Here is a 21,868-nt window from a genome sequence, read left to right as displayed (position 1 = left end):
CCCCCCCCCCAAAGGCGGTCAAACCCAAAAGCGCCGGCAAGCCGGTGTTGCTGCCGCGCAATCGACCCCCACTCCGTCGAGCTGCGCTCGACACCTCTCCCCCGATCGACGGGGGAGAGGAAAGGCGCGAGCCCCCGCAGCTGTTGCGAAGGACGGGCAGGCCAGAGGGGGGTGCTGGGTGACCCGCAAACGCCCCGCCATCACCCAAATCTCCCGCCTCGCCCACCGCGCCGGCGGCACGGCTGCGGCCAACCGCATGGTGCCCGAGGAGACGCCGGTGGCGTTCTCGTTTGCCGGCACCACCCATGCGGTGATGATGGCAAGCCCGGCCGACTTCGAGGATTTCGCACTCGGCTTCTCGCTGACCGAAGGCATCATCGCCGATCCGCAAGAGATCGAGGCCGTCGAGGTCGAGGATCATGGCGCCGGCATCGACATTCAGATCCGGCTGAAGGACCAGGCCAACACGCGCTTCGAGGCGCGGCGGCGCCGGCTGGCCGGTCCCGTCGGCTGCGGGCTGTGCGGCATCGAATCGATCGAGGAAGCGATGCGCTCGGTCGGCGCCGTTGGTGCGTCGATACTTACGCTTGAGGCCGACGACATCGTCCGGTCGGTCAAGCTGTTGTCCAAGGTGCAGCCGCTGCACACCGAGACCGGGGCCGTGCACGCCGCCGGCTTCTATGTTCCCGGTAAGGGGATCGTGATGGCGCGCGAGGATGTCGGCCGCCATAACGCGCTGGACAAGCTCGCAGGCGCGTTGGCGAAAGCCGGCATCGACGGCGCATCGGGCGCTGTCGTGGTGACCAGCCGTGTCTCGGTCGAAATGGTGCAGAAGACGGCGGCGATCGGTTCAGCCTTCATCATCGCCGTCTCGGCGCCGACCGCGCTTGCCATTCGTACCGCCCAGGAAGCAGGCATGACGCTGGTGGCACTGGTGCGCGGCGAGGATTTCGATGTTTTCACCCACCCAGACCGGGTGGTCTCCGGAGTTGCCAAGCATGTCGCATGACGAAGATCACATCATGAGCACCAGCGAGAAGCTGGTGCGCATGGCCAACCAGATCGCGGCCTTTTTCCACTCCCGGCCACGCGAGGAGGGCGTTGCGGGTGTCGCCGAACACATAAACAAGTTCTGGGAGCCGAGGATGCGGCGGCAGTTCTTCGAGATGCTGGACGGCGGCGGCGAAGGCTTCGACGAACTCGTCGTGGCAGCCTCGGCCAAGGTCAAACGGCCGGTCACGCCCGCGGAAGCCGATACGAGGCTTGGGCTCGAGGCCTCCCCTGCCGACGTCGCCGCCTCGCGGAAATAGCCGCGGCGGCTTATATTCCTTTCTGCTAAAGTTATAGCTGCCGCAGCCGACGCGGCTCTGCTATGGTTGGCGATCAGAAATCGTCAGGCCGGGCGGAAAACTCGTGAGGCCGATCGAGACCCGATATGCCCTGAGCGGCGAGGTGCGGATTGCCTATCAGGTGGTCGGCCAGGGCTCGTTCGATCTCGTCTTCGTGCCGGGCTTCATTTCCAATCTCGACCTGCACTGGGAAGACGAGGGCTACAGCCGGCTCTTGAAGAGGCTCGCGGCGTTCTCGCGGCTGATCCTTTTCGATAAGCGCGGCACGGGACTTTCCGACCGGGTAGATACCCATAACCTGCCCAGCCTCGAAACCCGCATGGACGATGTGCGCGCGGTGATGGATGCGGCCGGCAGCGGCCGTGCCGCATTGCTTGGCGCTTCCGAAGGCGCACCGATGGCGATGCTGTTCGCCGCCACCTATCCCGAGCGGACGCGCGCGCTGGCGCTCTATGGCGGCTATGCGCATTTCCACAAATGGGTGATGTCGCCCGAACGCCTCGACGCCTTTATCGCAACGGCCGAGACCGCCTGGGGCACGGGCGCCACTCTTCACAATTTCGCGCCCGGACGGGTCGACGACGCCCATTTTGCCCAATGGTGGGCGCGGTTCGAGCGGCTGTCGGCCAGTCCAACTGCCGCGGCGGCACTTGCCCGCATGAACGCCGACATCGACGTTCGTGGCATCCTGAACGCGATCAGCGCGCCGACGCTCGTGATCCATCGCCGCAACGACGCCCGGGTCGACCCCGACGCCAGCCGCTTCCTTGCGCGCAAGATCCCCGGTGCCCGGCTGGTCGAGATACCCGGGCGCGACCACCCGGTCTGGACCGGCGATGTCGACCGCGTGGCCGACCTGGTCGAGGAATTCCTGACCGGCGAGCCGGCCGTTGCCGACGCCGAACGCGTGCTTGCCGCGCTGCTGGTGACGCGTATCTACGACACCGCCAAGCTTGGCGACCGCATGTGGAGCGAGCGCAGCCAGCGCTTCCAGGAGACATGGCGGCTACTGGTTGGCCGCCATGGGGGCCGCATGGCCGGCACCCATGGCGAGCTGATGTTGTCGCGCTTCGAGGGCCCGGCGCGCGCCATACGCTGCGCGGCGGCGCTCCGCGAGGCGGCGCAAGTGATCGGCGTGGCGAGCGCGCAAGGAGTCCATGTCGGCGAGATCGAACTGCGCGGGCCACCAGTCGGGCTGACGGCGCGCGTGGCCGTGCAATTGGCAAGCCATGCCGGGCGCGGCGACATCCTGGCCTCGCGGCTGGTCGCCGATCTAGCGGTGGGCTCGGGTCTGCATTTCGTCGATGCCGGCCGCATCAGCCTCGATGAACTGGATGAGCCGCTGCCCGTCGTGCATGCGACGTCGGAACAGCATCTCGAACCAGCCTGCCGACCGAAATCCAAGCCGGCGGAACCGGCCGCGCTGACGGCGCGGGAAAGCGAGGTGGTGAGCCTGATCGCCGATGGCAAGAGCAATGCGGCGATCGCCGCCGACCTGAATCTCAGCGAGCATACCGTCAAGCGCCACGTCGCCAACATACTGCTCAAGCTCGACCTTCCGTCGCGGGCGGCGGCGGCGGCATTTTCAGCCAGGCACGCTGGCCCGGACGGGCCATAGGAGCCATGGCGCTTTCGGGCGAAGCGGCCAAGTGGCTGCAAGGACTATCAATGTCCCCATGCAGGCCAGGCGGATATCGCCAGGAGAGGCGCTGCCAACGGAGGATGAAATGCTGAAGTCGAAGTTGAATATCAGATCGCTCGCGATAGCGGCCGGCATTGGCGCGCTGTTCACGATCTCTGTCGCGAAGGCCGAGGATGCATCGGCCACCGCTGCCTACAAGGACATCCAGTCGACGCTCGGCTCGGTGCCGGACATGTTCAGGACCTTGCCGGATGTGGCGGTCGCCGGTGCCTGGGCCGAGATCAAGGGGGTGCAGCTCAACCCCAACACCGCGCTCGACGGCAAGACCAAGGAACTGATGGGCCTGGCGGTCGCCTCGCAGATTCCCTGCCAGTACTGCATCTATTTCCATACCGAGGCGGCCAAGCTCAACGGCGCGACCGACGAAGAGATCAAGGAGGCTGTGGCGATGGCGGCGATCGTGCGCCACTGGTCGACGATGCTCAATGGCAGCCAGGTCGATCTCGCAACCTTCAAGAAGCAGACCGACGACGTGTTCACGGCCGTCAAGGCGAAGTCGCAATGAAGAAAGCCCTGCCCGACGATTAACGCCGGGCAGCATGTCCGATCAATTAACGCCCGATCATGACGACGGGCACATGGAGGATGAAATGCTGACCAAGACACAAACAGTGGACGGCGCGGCGATCAAGAAGGCGATCGAGGGTCGTGACGGCAAGATGCTGTCGAGCTTCTACAACGACGACGCGCTGGTGCGGGTCATCGACCGCAACAATCCGCCGAGCAAGCCGCGCGAGATCCGCGGTCGCGCGGCGATCAGCACCTTCTGGGACGACATCTGCAGCCGGGCGATGACGCACAAGGTCGACACCACGATCGCCGACGGGGACAGCCTGGCCTTCACCCAGGCCTGCGCCTACCCGGACGGCACCAAGGTGTTCTGCGCCGCGATGCTGGAGCTGAAGAACGGCCGGATCGCGCGGCAGACCGTGGTGCAGGCCTGGGACGAGTGACTGACCGCAGGCAGATCAACCGCGGCTTGGCCGCCCCCTTGGAGGAGAAGCAAGATGTTCAGCGCCAGATGGCAGATCGACGCCAAGTTCGGACACAAGCAGACCGTGCTTGAACTTTTGAAGAAATGGGAACGCGAGATCGGCTCGCAAGCCGGTATCTCGGACCTGAAGTTCCAGATCATGACCGGTTCGATCGGCGCCCGCGAAGCGACGGTCGAGTCGCATCATCAGGTCGAAAGCCTCGCCAAGCTGGAGGAATTCTTCGCCAGGATCGGCAAGATCGACGCCCACGCCAAATGGGGCAAGGAGATGGAGCCCTACGTGGTGTCCGGCACCAGCCTGTGGAACATTTATCGCATCGTCGAATAGTGGTCTTCTCCCCGTTCACGGCGAGAAGATGCCGGTCCACCCTCCGCAGCTGCTGCGGCGGACGGGCAGGCAGATGAGGGGCGGAGCCAGCTTCGACAAGCTTGTGCTGCCCCTCATCGGCCCTTCGGCCACCTTCTCCCCGTACACGGGGAGAAGAAAGAAGCTACCCATGCGCGACCATCACATGGCGCACGGCGGTGTAGTCCTCCAGCGCGTAGAGCGACATGTCCTTGCCGTAGCCCGACTGCTTCAGCCCCCCATGCGGCATCTCGTTGGTCAGCATGAAATGGGTGTTGATCCAGGTGCAGCCATATTGCAGCCGCGCGGCAGTCGCCATGGCGCGCGACACGTCCTTGGTCCACACCGAGGACGCCAGGCCGTAGTCGCTGTCGTTCGCCCAGTTGACCGCCTCGTCGACCTCGGAAAAGCGGGTAATCGACACCACCGGCCCGAACACTTCGCGGCGCACGATCTCGTCATCCTGCAGCGCTCCGGCAACGATGGTCGGCTGGTAGAAGAAGCCGGTGCCCTCGCCCGGCTTGCCGCCGGTGGTGATCTCGACGTGCTTCAGTTCCGAAGCGCGCTCGACGAAGCTCGAGACGCGGTCGCGCTGGCGGCGTGAGATCAGCGGGCCGATCTCGTTCTCGGCATCGTCCGGCAGATTGTACTTGATGGTCGACACGGCCGAAGAGAGATCGGCGACGAGCTTGTCGTAAATCTTCTTGCCGGCATAGATGCGGCAGGCGGCGGTGCAGTCCTGGCCGGCATTGTAGTAGCCGAAGGCGCGTAAGCCGCTGACCACGGCGCCAAGGTCGGCGTCGTCGAAGACGATGACCGGGGCCTTGCCGCCGAGTTCCAGATGCGTGCGCTTGACCGACTTGGCGGCGGCCTGCAGCACCTTTTTGCCGGTGGCAACGTCGCCGGTGATCGAGATCATGTTGACCTTGGGATGGTTGATCAGCGTGTTGCCGACGCTTTCGCCGCGGCCGAGCACAACATTGACGACGCCTTCGGGCAGCACCTCCGCCAGGATCCTGGCGAGCCTCAAAGTCGTCAGCGGTGTCTGCTCGGACGGCTTGAAGACCACGGTGTTGCCACCGGCGATCGCCGGCGCCAGCTTCCAGGCCATCATCATCAACGGATAATTCCAAGGCGCGATCGAGGCGACGATGCCGATCGGATCGCGCCGCACCATCGATGTGTGGCCGGGCAAATACTCGCCGGCGACCACACCCGGCATCGAGCGAACGGCGCCGGCGAAGAAACGGTAGCAGTCGACGATCGCCGGGATTTCGTCATTGAGCACGGCATTGATCGGCTTGCCGCAGTTGAGCGCTTCGAGCGTGGCGAATTCCCTGGCCTCGGCCTCGATGCGGTCGGCGATCTTCAGGAGATAGAGGGAGCGCTGCGCCGGCGTGGTGCGCGACCACAAGATGAACGCCTGTTCGGCGGCTGCCACCGCAGCCTCGATCTGCGCCGGACTGGCTTCGGGCAGGTTGAGAATGGTCGCCCCGGTTTTCGGATTGAGAACCGGCTCCTCGGTCTCCGTGCCGTTCTCGAATTTCGAGCCGATCAGCATCTGGGTGTCCATGGACGTCTCTCCCTTGCGATTGGTTATTTGCCCGAACCGGCGATCTGGTCGCCGTCGCGGGTCAGGTAATAGGCAAACAGGATCGGCAGCAGCGTCACCAGCACGACCACCATGGCCACGACATTGGTGACCGGGCGCTGGCGTGGGCGGATCAGTTCCTCAAGCATCCAGATCGGCAGCGTCTGCTGCTGGCCGGCGGTGAAGGTGGTGACGATCACCTCGTCGAACGACAGCGCGAAGGCCAGCATGCCGCCGGCAAGCAGTGCCGTGGCGATGTTGGGCAACACGACATGCCGGAAGGTCTGAAAACCGTCGGCGCCGAGATCCATCGAGGCCTCGATCATCGAGCCGGAGGTGCGGCGGAAGCGGGCAACGGCGTTGTTGTAGACGACGACGACACAGAAGGTGGCGTGGCCGAGCACGATCGTCCAGAACGAGAACGGGATCTCGGCCAGCGCGAAGGCCGAACGCAGTGCGATGCCGGTGATGATGCCGGGCAGCGCGATCGGCAGGATGACCAGCAGCGAGATGGTTTCACGGCCGAAGAATTTTGTCCGCGACACCGCAGCCGAACAGAGCGTGCCGAGGATCAGCGCGATCGCAGTCGAGTTGGCCGCTACCCTGACCGACAACGACAGCGCCTGCCAGACATCGGGCCGGTTCCAGGTGACGGCGAACCATTGCGTCGTCAGCCCCGGCGGAGGCCAGACGAAGCTTTTCTCCTCCGTGGTGAAGGCGTAGACGAAGATCAGCAGGATCGGCAGATGCAGGAACAGCAGCCCGCAGCCGGCGGCGATCTTCAGGCCTGGAGGAGCGGATTGACCGCGATCAGAGCGCATCGAAAGCCCCCATGCGCTTGGCGCCCCAGAGATAGAAGCTCATGATGACGATCGGCACCACAGTGAAAGCCGCGGCAAGCGGGATGTTGCCGGCGGTGCCTTGCTGCGAATAGACGGCCTGGCCGATGAACAGGCGCGAGGTGCCGATGATCTGCGGGATGATGTAGTCGCCAAGCGTCAGCGAAAAGGTGAAGATCGAACCGGCGACGATGCCGGGCAGCGCCAGCGGGAACAGCACATTGCGGAAGGTCTGGCCGGGCGAGGCGCCGAGATCGGACGAGGCCTCGACAAGATTGCCGGGCACGCGCTCGAGCGCCGCCTGCACCGGCAGGATCATGAACGGCAGCCAGACATAGACGAAGACGATAAAGGTGCCGGTGAACGACACCGACAGTGAGTTGCCGCCGACGACCGGCAACGACAGCCAGGCATCGAGCAGCCACGACAAATGCAACTTGGCGAGCAGCCAGGTGAGGATGCCCTCCTTGGCCAGGATCAGCTTCCAGGCGTAGATCTTGACCAGGTAGCTCGACCACAGCGGCAGCATGATGCCGAGATAGAACAGGGCCTTCCAGCGGCCGCGCGCATAGCGTGCCGCGTAGTAGGCGATGGGGAAGGCGACGACGGCCGAGGCCAGCGTGACCAGTGCCGCCATCGTCACCGTGCGCAGGATGATGTCGAGATTGGCGGCCTGCAACAGGTCGCCATAGGTCTTCAGCGTGAACTCGCGATTGATAAGGCCGGAAAACTCGTCGATCGAGAAAAAGCTCTGCGCCAAAAGGGCGAACAACGAGCCGATATAGACGATGCCGAGCCACAGTACGGGCGGCAATAGCATGAGCAGAAGAAGCAGTTGCGGCCTGCGCCAGAACAGGTCGGAAAGCGCACCACGCATGCCGCCGCTGCCGGGCAGGATGGCGGGCGTGGAATTGGGGTTGAGCGCGGCGATTGTCATGATGCAGCCAATCTCCCACCTTGAGGGGGAGATGTCCGGCAGGACAGAGGGGGGTGCTTCGCGCAAACCTCAATCATGCCTGTTCATCCATCAGATGCAGGTGCTCGCGGTTGAAGGTGAGCACCACCGCCTCGCCTTCCGCAGGCAGTGCCGTGCCGGCCGGCATGATGGCATGCAGCTTCAGCCCGTCGGCGTCGAGCGCCAGCCTGGTGGTGGCGCCGAGATAGTTGGTCGAGACGAGCCGGGCGGAAACGCCCTCGCCACGTGCCGCCCTGCCAACGCGAATGGATTCGGGGCGCAAGCTCCCCCAGCGATGCTGGCCGGCATAGCGCTGGACAAAATCCGGCGGCAGCACATTGGATGAGCCGACGAAATCAGCGACGAAACGCGTCTTCGGTCGCTGATAGATATCCTCGGGCGTGCCGATCTGCATGATCTTGCCGTCATTGAAGACGGCGACGCGGTCGGCCATCGACAGCGCTTCGCCCTGATCATGGGTGACGAAAACAAAGGTGATGCCGAGCGCTTTCTGCAGCGACTTCAGCTCTTCCTGCATGTTCTCGCGCAGTTTGAGGTCGAGGGCACCGAGCGGTTCGTCGAGCAGCAGCACCTTGGGCTGGTTGACGAGCGCGCGGGCAAGGGCGACGCGCTGGCGCTGGCCGCCGGAAAGCTGGCCGGGGCGGCGGGCGCCGTAGCCGGGCAGCCGCACCAGCGACAGCGCTTCTTCAGCCGCCTTGTGGCGCCCGGCCTTGCCGACGCCCTTGACCATCAGACCGTAAGCAACATTGTCGAGCACGTTCAGATGCGGGAACAGCGCATAGTCCTGGAACACGGTGTTGACGTTGCGGCGATAGGGCGGAACACCCTCGGCGCGTTCGCCGAAGATCGAGATCGAACCCGCCGTCGGCTGCTCGAAACCGGCGATGAGGCGCAGGCACGTGGTCTTGCCGGAACCGGACGGACCGAGCATGGCGAAGAACTCGCCCGGCGCGATGTCGAGGTCGACGGCGTCGACGGCGCGCACGCTGCCGAAATGACGCGAGACTTTTTGAAAGGAAACGGCTGATGTCATGGGCTGTCCTGATCTGTCAGGCTCATCAAATTCAGGCGGTTGCGCTGCCCCTCATCCGCCTGCCCGTCCTCCGCAGCAGCTGCGCTGCAGCTGCGGAGGGTGGACCGGCACCTTCTCCCCGTATAGTGACGGGAGAAGAGAAGCACTCCAACGCTTGGCGATCCCCTCTCCCCGTTCTTCACGGGGAGAGGGTAAGGGTGAGGGGCGGCGCCGAGCTCAGCAAAGAGGCGAAATTACCGCCCGCCGATGACGCCGATATAGTCCGACACCCAGCGATAATAGGGCACGCACTGGTTGTTCTGGGTGGCGCATTTCGAGACCGGCGTCTTCCAGAACTTGATCTTGTCGAAATTGTCGTAGCCGTTGGTCTTGCAGCCTTCGTCGGTCAGGAGCTCGTTGCCCTTGCAGGCGGCGGGTACCACCGGCAGCGAACCGAACCAGGCCGAGACGTCGCCCTGCACCTTGGGCGACAGCGAATGTTCGAGCCACATATAGGCGCAGTTCGGGTGCGCCGCGTCGGCCTCCATCATGGTGGTGTCGGCCCAGCCGGTGACGCCTTCTTCCGGCACGGTCGAGGCGACCGGCTTCTTGGCGGCGACCAGCGTGTTGACCTGGTATGGCCATGACCCGGAAGCAACCACGCCTTCGTTCTGGAAATCGTCGACCTGGATGGCGGCGTCGTGCCAATAGCGGCCGACCAGCGTGCGCTGGACGCGCAGCAATTCGAGTGCCGCCTTGTACTGGTCCTCGTTCAGCTCGTAGGGATCCTTGATGCCGAGTTCCGGCTTGTGGAACATCAGGTAGTTGGCGGCATCGGCAATGTGTATCGGGCCGTCATAGGCCTGGACGCGGCCCTTGTTGGACTTGCCGTCCGGCAGCTTCATTTCCTCGAAGACGACGTTCCAGCTCTTCGGCGCTTCCTTGAAGACCTCGGTGTTGTACATCAGGATGTTGGGGCCCCACTGATAGGGGACGCCGTAGTGAACCTTGTCGACCGTGAACCAGGGCGCATCCTTGAGCCGGTCGTCGACCGTCTTCCAGCTCGGGATGAGATCAGTGTTGATCGGCTGCACCCGCTTGCCGGCGACGAGGCGCAGCGAGGCATCGCCCGACGCGGTGACGAGGTCGAAGCCGCCCTCGTTCATCAGCGAGACCATCTCGTCCGACGTATTGGCGGTCTTGACGTTGACCTTGCAGCCGCTTTCCTTCTCGAAGGCTGTGACCCAGTCATAGCCTTTGTCGGTCTCGCCACGCTCGATATAGCCCGGCCAAGCGACGATATTGACCTCGCCTTCACCCTTGCCGAGTTCCGTGACCTGGGCGACGGCCTGGCCGGAGAAGGCCAACGCGACCGTCAATGCAGTGCAGGACTTCAGGAATGAATTCATCGTCGATCTCCCATTGATAGGGCCCGCGCTTCGGCGGCGGCTTTGTTCCCTGAAGCGAAGGTGCTGTGAAAATCCCGGTTTCGCAAATTCATTTATCAGAAGGGCGATATCGGTTTTTCCGATGGATCAACGGCCATTCTTGTCAGGGCGCTGGCGAACCATGCGCTGCGACTGCGCGAGGCCGATGAAATCGCGCGCGGCCTGCGGCAGGCCGGAGCCGCGGCGCCAGACCATCCCGACCTGGACGACAGGCAACGCACCGGAGACGTCGCGCGACTCGATGCGGTCGCCTTCCAGCGACCACGGCCGGTAGACGAGGTCGGGCAGCAGCGCCACGCCCGCGCCGGTGGCGACCAGGCTGCGCACCGCTTCCACCGAACGGGTGCGGAAGGCGACATGCGGCTTGGCGCCGATCGCGGTCAGCAGCTTGCCGGTGTTCTCCTCGATCTCGTCGACGGTCAGCATGATCAGCGGCTCCGAGGCGATGTCGCCGATGCCGATGATATCGGCGCCGGCGAGCGGATGGCCGAGTGGAAGCCACAGGCGATAGGCCGAGACTTCGAGGATTTCCGATTGCAGCGCGGTGCGGTCGCGCAGATTGGACGTGACCATGACGGCGATGTCCAGCTTGCCGCCGATCAAGAGGTGTTCGAGATAGTCGCCATTGTCCTCGATGGCCGAGACCTCTACGCCGGGATAGGCACGGCGGTAGCGGGCAAGCAGGTCCGACAGCACATAGCCGGCGACCAGCGAGGTGACGCCGAGCTGCAAACGCCCGCCTGCTGTCGCCTGCTCGCCGAGGAAGGCGCGGCGCGCATCGGACACATCGGCCAGGATCTTGGTGGCGTGGCGCAGGAACTGGTGGCCCTTGTGGGTGATGTTGAGGCCGCGCGGATGGCGGTCGAACAATTCGACGCCGAGATCGCCCTCGAGCTCCTTGATCGCTTCGGTGACCGAGGATTGCGAAATGGAGAGGTTCTGCGCAGCACCCGACACCGTGCCCTGCTCGGCGACGGCGATGAAGAACTGCAACTGACGGATGGTGAAAGCCATGGCCGGACTAAACACCGGCACGAAGCGCAAGGAAAGCCGAAGGCGGAGCTTTTCCTCGTCTCGGGCCAGATTGCCTGGCCGGATGATGGACGTATTTTGAAACCCGCGTCAGCCTGCCAGTTCACGTGCAGCGGCATCGGTCGTCAGGCCCCAAGCTCTTTCGGGCTTTAGAATCCTGCATCGCCGCCGGCGATGCTGAGCCGCGCGCCGGCTTGAGAAAGAGCGGCGGCAATGTCGTGCGGCGGCGATCGATCGGTAGCGAGTTCGGAGAATCCGTCGAAGCCGCAGACCTGGACCAGGCCCTGGCGGCCAAATTTTGTGTGGTCGGTGACGACAAGCGAGCGCTGGCCGCGCGACAGCACCATGCGGGCGAATTCGGCTTCGTCCAGATCATAGTCCATGACGCCCGTCACCGCATCGACGGCGCCGGTGGAAATGACGGCATGGCTGACCGAGAAGCGGCTGACGAAGTCGATGGCCGAAGCACCGAAGGCGGCGCCTGAATCGCTGCGCAGTTCGCCGCCGGCCATATAGACCTTGTTGCCGTTGATGGTCGCCAGTGTGCGCGCGATGTCGGACGAGTTGGTGACGACCGTCAGGCGCCGGTGACCGAGCAGTTCGCGCGCCAGGAACGAGGTCGTCGTGCCCGTGTCGAGCATAATCGATTCCCCATCGCGGATGGTTGCGGCGACCATGCGCGCAATCACACGTTTGGCATCGGCATTCTCGCGCATACGCCGTTCGAACGGCGCTTCGCCGATCATCGACGGGAGGCCGACGGCGCCATGCATCTTCAGCACGGAACCGTCGCCGGTGAGCGGCTTGATGTCACGGCGCACGGTCTCGAGCGAAACGCCCAACCGGTCGGCCAGGCTGGCGATGGTCACGGTTCCCTCTTCCTGCAGGAGCCGCAGGATTTCGCCATGTCGTTTCGAATGGGTCATCGGGCTGCTTTCGCTCGCATGATCGCAACTGACTGCTTCTATGGCAAACTTGCTGCGTATTACAAGAATTGCTGAGGCAAATCGGTCACAAAGCCAGAAAAAGCCACAGTATCCCGTTGACAACCGAGGCTCCACGGCGTGACACTGAAGGGTGACAGGCTCGGACTGCCACGGGAGAACGATGGCAGAGCCGCATACAAACTTGCATGCCCAAAAGCCTGAAAACTGTCTGGCATATGGGCGAAGGAATTTTTCGAATCCGCGGGGGCGGATGCCGGCCTCGAAGAGCCCGGCACATGGGGCTCGTCGGTGCGGCGCGGGATACCGATCCCGAATGCCGCGCCGACGAGGTCTTTGCCCAAATGAGCATTCGGCGAAACGATGCGCGCTCCGCGCCGGGCCGCTCCGTCGATGCCCTATCCGACAAGGGGCCACTCCATGATCGCCGAAGATCGTATCCGTGCCCTGCCCTGCTGGGCGGGCAACATCGAGATCGCGCCGCTGCCGGGCGGCTTGAGCAACGCCAATTATCTGGTCAAGGATGCGGCGGGAAGGCACGTCGTGCGCTTCGGCCAGGACTATCCGTTCCACCATGTCTTTCGCGAGCGCGAGGTAATGACCGCGCGCGCGGCACACGCCGCCGGCTTCGCACCGGCGGTCCGCCACACGGAACCCGGCATCATGGTGACGGAATATCTCGGCGCCAGAACCTATGCCGCCGAGGACGTGCGCGCCAATATCCGTCGTGTCGCGGCCCTGATGCGCGGCTTCCACCGCGAAATGCCCAACCACATTTCCGGCCCCGGCTTCATGTTCTGGGTGTTCCATGTCATCCGCGACTATGCGCGCACGCTGGAAGAGGGCGGCAGCCGCAAGCGGGACGGGTTGCCCCACTATCTGGCGCTAGCCGACGAACTGGAGCGCGCGCAGAAACTGCTACCGATCGTCTTCGGCCACAACGATCTTTTGCCGGCTAATATTCTCGACGACGGCAATAGGCTCTGGCTGATCGATTACGAATATGCCGGCTTCAACACGGCGATGTTCGATCTGGCCGGCGTCGCCTCCAACGCCGGCATGAGCGACGCGGAATCCTTCGCCTTCCTGACCGCCTATTTCATGAAGGAGCCGGACGAGGCGATCCGCCGCTCGCACGCGGCCATGCAGTGCGCCTCGCTGCTGCGCGAGGCGATGTGGAGCATGGTGTCGGAACTCTATCTCGACGTGCCGGGCATCGACTATGTCGCTTATACCGAGGAAAACCTGACGCGGCTCGACGCGGCGCTGGACAGCTACCGGACAAAATACGGAATCCTGAAATCATGACCTTGCCTGACCAGGCCGCGATCGTCGTCATCGGCGGCGGCATTATCGGCTGTTCGACAGCCTATCATCTGGCACGCGACCACAAGGCCGACGTAGTCCTGCTCGAACAGGGCAAGCTCACCTCGGGTTCGACATGGCACGCCGCCGGCCTGGTTGGACAATTGCGTTCGTCGGCCTCGATCACCCGCGTGCTCAAATACTCCGTCGACCTCTATAAGGGGCTGGAGGCGGAGACCGGCCTTGCCACCGGTTGGAAGATGACCGGATGCCTGCGGCTGGCGACCAATGCCGACCGCTGGACCGAGTACAAAAGACTGGCGACCACGGCGAAGAGTTTCGGCATGGACATGCAGCTGCTGTCGCCGGGGCAGGTCAAGGCAATGTGGCCGCTGCTCGAGACCGGCGATCTCGTCGGCGCCTCCTGGCTGCCGACCGACGGCCAGGCGAGCCCCTCCGACATCACGCAATCGCTGGCCAAGGGCGCGCGCATGCATGGCGCCAAATTGTTCGAGGATGTCCGCGTCACCGGCTTCGAGACGAAGGACGGCCGCATTACGAAAGTGAAGACCAGCAAGGGCGACATCACTTGCGACAAGGTGGTCAACTGCGCCGGGCAGTGGGCGCGGCAGGTGGGCGCCATGGCCGGCATCAGCGTGCCGCTGCAGCCGGTGAAACACCAGTACATCATCACAGAGAAGATCGACGGACTGGCGACCGACGCGCCGACCATCCGCGACCCCGACCGGCGCACCTATTTCAAGGAGGAGGTCGGCGGGTTGGTGATGGGCGGCTATGAGCCGAACCCGCAGGCGTGGACGACCGACCTCCCTGGGGGCGACGTGCCCAACGACTGGGAGTTCCGTCTCTTCGATGACGACTACGATCATTTCGAGCAGCACATGACACAGGCGATCGCGCGCGTGCCGGCGTTGGAAACCGTCGGCGTCAAGCAGATGATCAACGGTCCGGAGAGCTTTACGCCCGACGGCAATTTCATCCTCGGCGTGGCGCCCGAATGCGCCAACATGTTCGTCGGCGCCGGCTTCAACGCATTCGGCATCGCGTCGGGCGGCGGCGCCGGCTGGGTGCTGGCGCAATGGGTAGTCGACGGCGAGGCGCCGCTCGACCTTTGGGTGGTCGACATCAGGCGCTTTTCCAACCTGCACCGCGACCGGCAATGGGTCCGCGACCGCACGCTCGAGGCCTATGGCAAGCACTATACGATCGGCTTCCCGCACGAGGAATATCTCTCTGGCCGGCCGCGAATCGTCTCGCCGCTTTACGACAGGCTGAAACAGCAGCGCGCCGTATTCGGCTCAAAGCTCGGCTGGGAGCGGCCGAACTGGTTCGCGCCCGAGGGCGTCGAGCCGCGGGACATCTATTCGATGGGCCGGCAGAACTGGTTCGCGGCGGTCGGCGACGAGCACCGGCATGTGCGCGAAAAGGTCGGCATCTTCGACCAGTCGTCCTTCGCCAAATACGAGCTGAGCGGGCCCGACGCGGCGAAAGCGCTGGACTGGATCTGCGCCAACGACGTCAACAAGCCGGTCGGGCGGCTGACCTATACGCAGCTTCTCAACACACGCGGCGGCATCGAGGCCGACCTGACGGTGGCGCGGCTTGGCGAGGAGAAATTCTACATCGTCACCGGCACCGGTTTCCGCTCGCATGATTTCTCGTGGATCAGCGACCATATCGGCGAGGGTCTCGATGCCAGGCTCACCGACGTCACCGAGGATTTCGGCACGCTGTCGCTGATGGGTCCTCGAGCCCGCGACGTCCTGGCTGGTGTGACCGATGCGAATGTGTCGAACGCCGCCTTCCCGTTCGGCCATGTGCGCGAAATAGCCATCGCCGGACACGTTGTCCGGGCGCTACGCGTCACCTATGTCGGCGAACTCGGCTGGGAACTGCATGTGCCGATAGCGGCCACCGGCGAGATCTTCGACGTGCTGATGGCGGTGGGCAAGAAACACGGCATCCGCCCCGTCGGCTACCGCGCACTGGAATCGCTGCGGCTGGAAAAAGCCTATCGTGCCTGGGGTTCCGACATCACGCCCAACGACACACCGCAGGAAGCGGGGCTCGGCTGGGCGGTCAAGCTGCGCAAGAATACCGATTTCGTCGGACGGCGCGCTTTGGAAAAGGCCGGCGGCACAATGCTGAAAAAGCGCTTTGCCGGCTTTACGGTTGACGACCCGGAGGTCGTACTGCTTGGGCGCGAAACGATCCTGCGCAACGGCGAGCCGGTCGGTTATCTTACCAGCGGCGGCTACGGCTACACGCTGGGAAAAAACATCGGCTACGGTTATGTGCGCGACGCCGACGGGGTGAGTGACGATTTTCTCGCCTCGGGCGATTATGAGCTGGTTGTTGCCATGGACCGGACGCCGGCAAAGATCCATCTCGAGCCGATGTACGATCCGGCGGGGGAGAGAGTGAAGGCCTAGCTGACCCGCAGAGCAAGACCACGGCTTGGCACGGTATCGGCCTCGCCCGGCATCGAGACGTAGGGACGTGTCTCCTCGACGCGGGTGACGAGGCCCTGAGCCTCCAATTCGGCGATGCGCGCGGCAAAGCCGGCATCCCACAGCGTGTTCTTGACCGTCAGCACGATTACCCCGCCGGGCCGGCAGATCCGGATCAATTCGTCCAACCCGTCGGCGCCGACATGACCCGAGGTGAAGACGCCGGCCGAGATGATTCCGGCATAGGAATCGTCCGCGAACGGCAACTCACCGCCGAGCGCCAGGCAATGCAGCGCCGAATAGACGCCCTTGCGCGCGGCCTGGTCCAGCATGCCTTGTGAGATGTCGAGAGCCTCGACCTGGGGATAACCGGCGATGTTCAACCATTCGCCGATGAGCCCGGTGCCGGCGCCGGCATCGAGCAGCGGTGCGGAACCACGCGGCAGATGCCGGGCAAGCAGCGCCAGACAGATCGTCGGATGGCGGTAACCGGCGGCCGACATATCGGCGTCATAGGTCTGCGACCAGCGGTCATAGAGCCCGGCCACCTCCTCCGGTCGCTTGGCCGCGTAGACCTCGCCAAGCGCCCTATGATGTCTGCTGTCCGCCACTTCCAGTCCGTCCACCAATCCATTCATCTCGCAGCGATGATAGCCAACCGGCGAAAATTGTGGAACCGTTGCCGCGAGAAATAACGGCGTTTGGGGTGAGGCGTTATGACAGACGAGCCGCGTGCAGCACTTGCCGGCATTCCCATGCTGGCCGCCTACACAGGGCCGCTGGATCGGTTGGGTGGCCTCACCAATCTCGTCTTCAGCGCCGGCGATTTTTGCCTGCGCATTCCGGGCAAAGGCACCGAGGAATATATCAACCGCGCCAACGAGGCGGTGGCGGCGCGCGAAGCGGCAAAGGCGGGAGTCAGCCCGGAGGTGCTGCATGTCGACGCCGGCACCGGGGTGATGGTGACGCGTTTCATCGCCGGCGCCGAGACGATGTCGCCGGAGAAATTCAAGGTTCGGCCGGGCAGCCCGGCACGCGCCGGCGAGGCCTTCCGCAAACTGCACGCTTCCGGCGCGGTGTTTCCCTTCCGCTTCGAACTGTTTGCCATGATCGACGACTATCTAAAAGTGCTGTCGACCAAGGAGGTCGCTCTCCCCGCCGGCTATCATGACGTGGTGCGCGAGGCCGGAAGCGTGCGGTCGGCTCTGGCAGCCCATCCACTGCCTCCGGTCGCCTGCCATTGCGATCCGCTGTGCGAGAACTTTCTCGATACGGGCGAGCGGATGTGGATCGTCGACTGGGAGTATTCCGGCATGAACGATCCGCTCTGGGACCTCGGCGATCTCAGCGTGGAAGGCAAGTTCGACGCCGCGCAGGACGAAGAGATGATGCGCGCCTATTTCGGCGGCGAAGCGAGGCCGGCCGAGCGCGGCCGCATCGCCATCTACAAGGCGATGTGCGACCTCTTATGGACGCTGTGGGGACTGATCCAGCTCGCCAACAACAACCCCGTCGACGATTTCCGCGCCTATGCCGATGGACGGTTCGCGCGCTGCAAGGCGCTGATGGAGACGCCGGAGTTTTCACGGCACCTGGCGGCGATACGCCGGGGTTACAACGCGGAAACCCTAATTGACGCCCTTCGGCACGTTCTCCGGCGGCACGGCGGTCTCGACCACTTTCTGGCGGTGGAAGATGAACATGCCGGCCAGCACGACGATGCCCGAGCCGACGAGGATGCGTGGACCCGGAACGTCGCCGAAGAACGCCAGTCCGAACACCACCGCCCACAAGAGCAGCGTGTAATGCAGCGGCGCCAGCGTCGAAGCCGGCGCCAACTTGAGCGCCCTTGTGATCATCAGATGCGCGCCGCAGGAGACGATGCCGAGCAGCAGCATGGCGCCGAAATCGAGCGCCGACGGCGTCTGCCAGGCGCCGATGGTCAGCACGCCGCCGACCACCAGCGTGCCGATGGTCTGCCACGTAACCAGATTGGTGTCGCTGGTGCCGCGCAGTCGCCGGTTGAGGATGATGGCAAAGGCGAAAGCAATGCTGCCGGCGAGCGCGAAGCTCGACGACAAGGAAAACGCCGCCGAGGACGGCTTCAGCATGATCAACACGCCGCAGAAACCGAGCAGGATCGCCACCCAGCGGCGCCAGCCGACCTTTTCGCCGAGCAAGAGATGCGAGAGTGCCGCGACATAGATCGGCCCGGCCATATAGAAGCTCATGACATCGGCGAGCGGCAGGTAGACGACGGCGGCATAGAACAGCGCGGTGTCGAGCGTGGTCATGACGACACGCAAGATCTGCAACTCAAGCCGTTCCATGCGAAATAGCTTGGCCGTGCCCTGATGGGCGATCATCGGGCCAAGCACGAAGAAAGCACCGATGGAACGGATCAGTACCACCTGGCCGACGGAGAAGCTGGCGACCAGCCACTTGCCCATCGCGTCGTTCAGCGCAAACAGGAAGTCGCCGGCCAGCATCAGCAGAATGCCGGCCAGGAGCACGTTCCTGATAGTCGAATTCCGTGTCTCGGGCTGCGTCATGCCAATCCCGACCCCTCCCTGGCGTAAGCTCGCGTCGTAGACGGAAGCTGCTGCTTTGACGAGGAGAAATCAGGAAATCGGTAAGACCAGCGCCGGGAATCGGCTGGGTCTAGGTGGATATATGCCTGCGGTTCACCAGCGCAGGCCTGCCCGGGACGGAAAGCCTGGTATCCTGCTTGGTCCTTTCCGCCACCACCTTGCCCCTGGCGACGACGCAAATCCGTTCGGCGCGCAGGCGCAAGGCCTCGATCGGATTGCCGGCATCGAGAACGACCAGGCTGGCGCGCTTGCCGACCGCCAGACCGAGATGATCGAGCCCCATGATCGACGCGTTGACGTTGGTGACCATGTCGAAGCAGCGCGCCATGTCGGCCGGGCTCGACATCTGGGCCACATGCAGGCCCATGAAAGCGACGTCGAGCATGTCGGCGGTGCCCAGCGAATACCAGGGGTCGAGCACGCAATCCTGGCCCCAGCCGACGCGGATGCCGAGCGCCAGCATCTCTTTGACCCTTGTCAGGCCACGGCGCTTCGGGAAACTGTCGTGGCGGCCCTGCAGCATGATGTTGATCAGCGGATTGGGGATCGCCGAAACACCCGCCTCGGCAATCAACGGCAGGAGCTTCGAGACGTAATAATTGTCCATCGAATGCATCGAGGTGAGGTGCGAGCCGGCCACTCTGCCCTGCAGGCCGAGCCGCTGCGTCTCGAAGGCCAGTTGCTCGATGTGGCGCGACAGCGGGTCGTCGGTCTCGTCGCAATGCAGGTCGACCATCAGCCCGCGCCTGGCCGCGATCTCGCACAGTTCCGTCACCGAGCGCTTGCCGTCGGCCATGGTGCGCTCGAAATGCGGAATGCCGCCGACGACGTCGACGCCCATGTCCAGCGCACGGACGGTGTTTTCGCGTGCCGTCGGCGAGCGGTAGAATCCGTCCTGCGGGAACGCCACCAATTGGAGGTCGATGTAAGGCGCGACGGTTTTCTTCACGTCGAGCAGGGCCTCGACCGCGAGCAGCCGGTCGTCGCAGACATCGACATGGGTGCGGATGGCGAGCAGCCCCATCGACACCGCCCAGTCGCAATAGGCGAGCGCGCGGTCGCGCACCGCCTCATGCGTCAAAAGCGGCTTCAGTTCGCCCCACAGCGAAATGCCTTCCAGCAGCGTACCCGATGCGTTGATGCGCGGAATGCCGTAGGACAGCGTTGCGTCCATATGGAAATGCGGATCGACGAAGGGTGGCGAGACCAGATTGCCGCGCGCGTCGACTTCGCTCCCTGCCGAGCTCTTCAATGCGGGCTCGATCGCCGCGATGGTCTCGCCGCTGATGCCGATATCGGCAACCCTGCCATCAGGCAGCGTGCCGCCGCGAACGATAAGATCGAAATCCATCTGTCGTCATCCCGCTTGAAGAATCACCTGTTTCATCGTGTCTTAAAAGACAGCTTGCCGCAGCGGTTTGTTTCCCGGCGACGCCGGTGGTTCCATCTCGCCGCAACTCCCTCTATAAGCCGCCTTCGTCATCCCGGCATCAAGGATCAGCCGTTGTTTCGTTTCTTCCGCTCGACGGAAAACCAGCGCCTCGTCGCAAGGCTGCTCAGGGAATCGTTCCGGCAGCACAGGGCCGGCTACGGCGCCGCCATCCTGTCAATGCTGGTGGTGGCAGGCATGACGGCTGCCAGTGCCTGGATCCTGCGCGAAATAACCAATGAATTCGTGATCCACAAAAGGATCGACCGCGTCAACGTGATCGCCGTGGCGGTCGCGGCGATCTTCATCGTCAAGGGCATCGCCAATTTCGTCCAGACCTACTTCATGAGCCGCGTCGGCAACGCCATCATCGCCGAACGGCAGCGCAAGATCTATGACCGCATCCTGGCGCAAGGCATCGAGTTCTACCATTCGACCTCGTCATCCGACCTTATCACCCGCATGACCAACAACGCGCAGGCGGCGCGTAGCGTGCTCGACCTCATCGTCACCTCCTATTTGCGGGATCTGGTGACCCTGGTCGCCCTGGTGCTGGTCATGATCGTGCAGCAGCCGGCGCTGTCGTTGATCTGCTTCGTCGTCGGCCCCCTTGCCATCTACGGCGTCAACCGCATCCTGAAGCGCGTCCGCAAGTTCGCCGCCATGGAGTTCCGCTCACTTGGCCAGATCGTGCAGGTGATGCAGGAAACGGCAATCGGCGTGCGCGTGATCAAATCTTTCAACCTCGAAGGCGCGATGCGCAAGCGCATGTACAAAGCGGTGTCGGACGTCGAGGACCGGGCCAACAATATCGCCACGCTGGAGGCGGTCACCAGCCCGGTGATGGAAACGCTCGCCGGACTGGCGATCGCCGGCGCCGTCCTGGTCAGCGGCCTTCTGGTCCTGCAGGGCGGCCAGACGCCGGGCAGTATCATGGCCTTCATCGCCGCGCTGCTGCTTGCCTATGAACCGGCAAAGCGTCTAGCCCGGGTGCGGATCTCGCTGGAGACCGGCATTGTCGGCGTGCGCATGATGTTCCAACTGGCCGATGAACCGCTGACGCTGGCCGAGAAGCCGGACGCAACGCCGCTTCTAGCCGGACCGGGCGAAATCCGGTTCGACGCGGTCGGCTTCGCTTACCAGAACGGCCCGCCGGTGCTGGACCGGTTCGACCTGACCTTCACGCCCGGCAAAATGACGGCGCTGGTGGGGCCCTCCGGCAGCGGCAAGTCGACTATTCTGAACCTGATCATGCGCATGTACGATCCGCAGAGCGGCAAGGTGCTGTTCGACGGCCAGGATATCTCCCACGCGACGCTCGCTTCGCTGCGTGAAAAGATCGCCTATGTCAGCCAGGACACGTTCCTGTTTGCCGGCACGATCATGCACAACATCCGGCTCGGGCGGCAGGAGGCGACCGACGAAGAGGTGATCGCCGCCGCAAAGGCAGCCAACGCGCACGACTTCATCAGCGCCACGGCCAAGGGCTATGAGAGTGATGTCGGCGAGAATGGCGGCCTGCTGTCGGGCGGCCAGCGCCAGCGTATCTCGATCGCGCGCGCCATGCTGCGCAATGCCGAAATCCTGCTGCTGGACGAAGCGACCAGCGCGCTCGACGCCGAGTCGGAGGCGCTGTTCCGCGATGCGCTGCAGCAACTGACGGAGGGGCGCACCACGATCGTCATCGCGCACCGCCTGTCGACCGTGCATCAGGCCGACACGATCGTCGTGCTGGAAGCCGGCAAGGTGGTGGAGAGCGGCCCGCACAAGACGCTGCTCAAGCAGGGCGGGCTTTACCAGAAACTTTATGAGTATCAGCTGATGCCGTGAGCCTTACCC

19 protein-coding genes and 1 pseudogene are annotated in these 21,868 nt (G+C 64.0%); 10 read left to right on the top strand and 10 right to left on the bottom strand.

Annotation, left to right across the window (positions count from 1 at the left end; translation table 11 throughout):
* Nucleotides 1-178 precede the first annotated feature (178 nt).
* The 6 genes from fdhD to NKI49_RS04655 all read left to right on the top strand — a co-directional run bounded on the left by fdhD (nucleotide 179) and on the right by NKI49_RS04655 (nucleotide 4,373).
* Nucleotides 179-1,009 carry a formate dehydrogenase accessory sulfurtransferase FdhD gene (gene fdhD, locus NKI49_RS04680; RefSeq protein ID WP_352605412.1) on the top strand — a complete coding sequence of 277 codons (831 nt, stop codon included), beginning with the start codon at nucleotides 179-181 and terminating at the stop codon, nucleotides 1,007-1,009.
* Complete coding sequence (locus tag NKI49_RS04675; protein WP_352605410.1) at nucleotides 999-1,310, top strand: formate dehydrogenase subunit delta; 312 nt, start codon at nucleotides 999-1,001, stop codon at nucleotides 1,308-1,310. The genes fdhD and NKI49_RS04675 overlap by 11 nt, the downstream gene beginning before the upstream one ends.
* Before the next feature lie 103 nt (nucleotides 1,311-1,413).
* On the top strand, nucleotides 1,414-2,967 hold the full coding sequence (locus tag NKI49_RS04670; RefSeq protein WP_352605408.1) for an alpha/beta fold hydrolase: 1,554 nt from the start codon (nucleotides 1,414-1,416) through the stop codon (nucleotides 2,965-2,967).
* A 109-nt stretch (nucleotides 2,968-3,076) separates the two neighbouring features.
* Nucleotides 3,077-3,556, top strand: coding sequence for a carboxymuconolactone decarboxylase family protein (locus NKI49_RS04665; protein ID WP_352605406.1), 480 nt, complete (start codon nucleotides 3,077-3,079; stop codon nucleotides 3,554-3,556).
* 85 nt (nucleotides 3,557-3,641) lie between these two features.
* Nucleotides 3,642-4,004 carry a nuclear transport factor 2 family protein gene (locus tag NKI49_RS04660; RefSeq protein ID WP_027023692.1) on the top strand — a complete coding sequence of 121 codons (363 nt, stop codon included), beginning with the start codon at nucleotides 3,642-3,644 and terminating at the stop codon, nucleotides 4,002-4,004.
* A gap of 54 nt (nucleotides 4,005-4,058) precedes the next feature.
* Entirely contained in the window at nucleotides 4,059-4,373 is a 315-nt protein-coding gene (locus tag NKI49_RS04655) for a hypothetical protein (RefSeq protein ID WP_027023693.1), read from the top strand.
* A 163-nt stretch (nucleotides 4,374-4,536) separates the two neighbouring features.
* Here NKI49_RS04655 and NKI49_RS04650 read toward each other — a convergent pair whose 3' ends face one another.
* From NKI49_RS04650 to NKI49_RS04620, 7 genes are all read right to left on the bottom strand, one after another.
* Nucleotides 4,537-5,964: a gamma-aminobutyraldehyde dehydrogenase gene (locus NKI49_RS04650; protein ID WP_352605404.1), complete on the bottom strand. Its 1,428-nt coding sequence runs from the start codon at nucleotides 5,962-5,964 to the stop codon at nucleotides 4,537-4,539.
* Between the two features lie 23 nt (nucleotides 5,965-5,987).
* Nucleotides 5,988-6,803, bottom strand: a complete 816-nt coding sequence (locus NKI49_RS04645; RefSeq protein ID WP_352605402.1) for an ABC transporter permease — start codon at nucleotides 6,801-6,803, stop codon at nucleotides 5,988-5,990.
* Nucleotides 6,793-7,758: an ABC transporter permease gene (locus NKI49_RS04640; protein WP_352605400.1), complete on the bottom strand. Its 966-nt coding sequence runs from the start codon at nucleotides 7,756-7,758 to the stop codon at nucleotides 6,793-6,795. Before NKI49_RS04640 ends, NKI49_RS04645 begins: the two co-directional genes overlap by 11 nt.
* 73 nt (nucleotides 7,759-7,831) lie before the next feature.
* Nucleotides 7,832-8,830: an ABC transporter ATP-binding protein gene (locus NKI49_RS04635; RefSeq protein WP_352605398.1), complete on the bottom strand. Its 999-nt coding sequence runs from the start codon at nucleotides 8,828-8,830 to the stop codon at nucleotides 7,832-7,834.
* Nucleotides 8,831-9,063: 233 nt separating this feature from the next.
* On the bottom strand, nucleotides 9,064-10,218 hold the full coding sequence (locus tag NKI49_RS04630; protein WP_352605396.1) for an ABC transporter substrate-binding protein: 1,155 nt from the start codon (nucleotides 10,216-10,218) through the stop codon (nucleotides 9,064-9,066).
* 126 nt (nucleotides 10,219-10,344) lie between these two features.
* The gene (locus NKI49_RS04625) at nucleotides 10,345-11,271 is read right to left on the bottom strand and encodes a LysR family transcriptional regulator (protein ID WP_027023699.1); all 927 of its coding nucleotides are present in this window, start codon (nucleotides 11,269-11,271) and stop codon (nucleotides 10,345-10,347) included.
* Nucleotides 11,272-11,438: 167 nt separating this feature from the next.
* The gene (locus tag NKI49_RS04620; RefSeq protein ID WP_352605394.1) at nucleotides 11,439-12,215 is read right to left on the bottom strand and encodes a DeoR/GlpR family DNA-binding transcription regulator; all 777 of its coding nucleotides are present in this window, start codon (nucleotides 12,213-12,215) and stop codon (nucleotides 11,439-11,441) included.
* 438 nt (nucleotides 12,216-12,653) lie between these two features.
* Here NKI49_RS04620 and NKI49_RS04615 point away from each other — a divergent pair, with 438 nt between their 5' ends.
* Both NKI49_RS04615 and NKI49_RS04610 read left to right on the top strand, forming a co-directional pair.
* Nucleotides 12,654-13,541 (top strand): phosphotransferase, encoded by an 888-nt coding sequence (locus tag NKI49_RS04615; protein WP_352605392.1) that lies wholly within the window; start codon nucleotides 12,654-12,656, stop codon nucleotides 13,539-13,541.
* Nucleotides 13,538-15,991, top strand: coding sequence for a GcvT family protein (locus NKI49_RS04610; RefSeq protein WP_352605390.1), 2,454 nt, complete (start codon nucleotides 13,538-13,540; stop codon nucleotides 15,989-15,991). Before NKI49_RS04615 ends, NKI49_RS04610 begins: the two co-directional genes overlap by 4 nt.
* Here NKI49_RS04610 and NKI49_RS04605 read toward each other — a convergent pair.
* The gene (locus NKI49_RS04605; RefSeq protein WP_502899570.1) at nucleotides 15,988-16,647 is read right to left on the bottom strand and encodes a class I SAM-dependent DNA methyltransferase; all 660 of its coding nucleotides are present in this window, start codon (nucleotides 16,645-16,647) and stop codon (nucleotides 15,988-15,990) included. The genes NKI49_RS04610 and NKI49_RS04605 overlap by 4 nt on opposite strands.
* Before the next feature lie 78 nt (nucleotides 16,648-16,725).
* Between NKI49_RS04605 and NKI49_RS04600 the strand changes: the two are divergent.
* A pseudogene (locus NKI49_RS04600) lies at nucleotides 16,726-17,622 on the top strand (phosphotransferase); the annotation flags it as partial.
* Between the two features lie 15 nt (nucleotides 17,623-17,637).
* Here the strand turns inward: NKI49_RS04600 and NKI49_RS04595 are convergent.
* Nucleotides 17,638-18,561 (bottom strand): DMT family transporter, encoded by a 924-nt coding sequence (locus tag NKI49_RS04595; protein ID WP_352695543.1) that lies wholly within the window; start codon nucleotides 18,559-18,561, stop codon nucleotides 17,638-17,640.
* Nucleotides 18,562-18,670: 109 nt separating this feature from the next.
* On the bottom strand, nucleotides 18,671-19,951 hold the full coding sequence (locus NKI49_RS04590; protein ID WP_352605386.1) for an amidohydrolase family protein: 1,281 nt from the start codon (nucleotides 19,949-19,951) through the stop codon (nucleotides 18,671-18,673).
* A gap of 153 nt (nucleotides 19,952-20,104) precedes the next feature.
* Between NKI49_RS04590 and NKI49_RS04585 the strand changes: the two genes are divergently transcribed.
* Nucleotides 20,105-21,859, top strand: coding sequence for an ABC transporter ATP-binding protein (locus tag NKI49_RS04585; RefSeq protein WP_352605384.1), 1,755 nt, complete (start codon nucleotides 20,105-20,107; stop codon nucleotides 21,857-21,859).
* Nucleotides 21,860-21,868: the final 9 nt, after the last annotated feature.

The organism is Mesorhizobium sp. M0587, from assembly GCF_040320945.1.
GTDB lineage: Bacteria > Pseudomonadota > Alphaproteobacteria > Rhizobiales > Rhizobiaceae > Mesorhizobium.
This window is presented reverse-complemented; position numbering and strand designations above follow the sequence as displayed.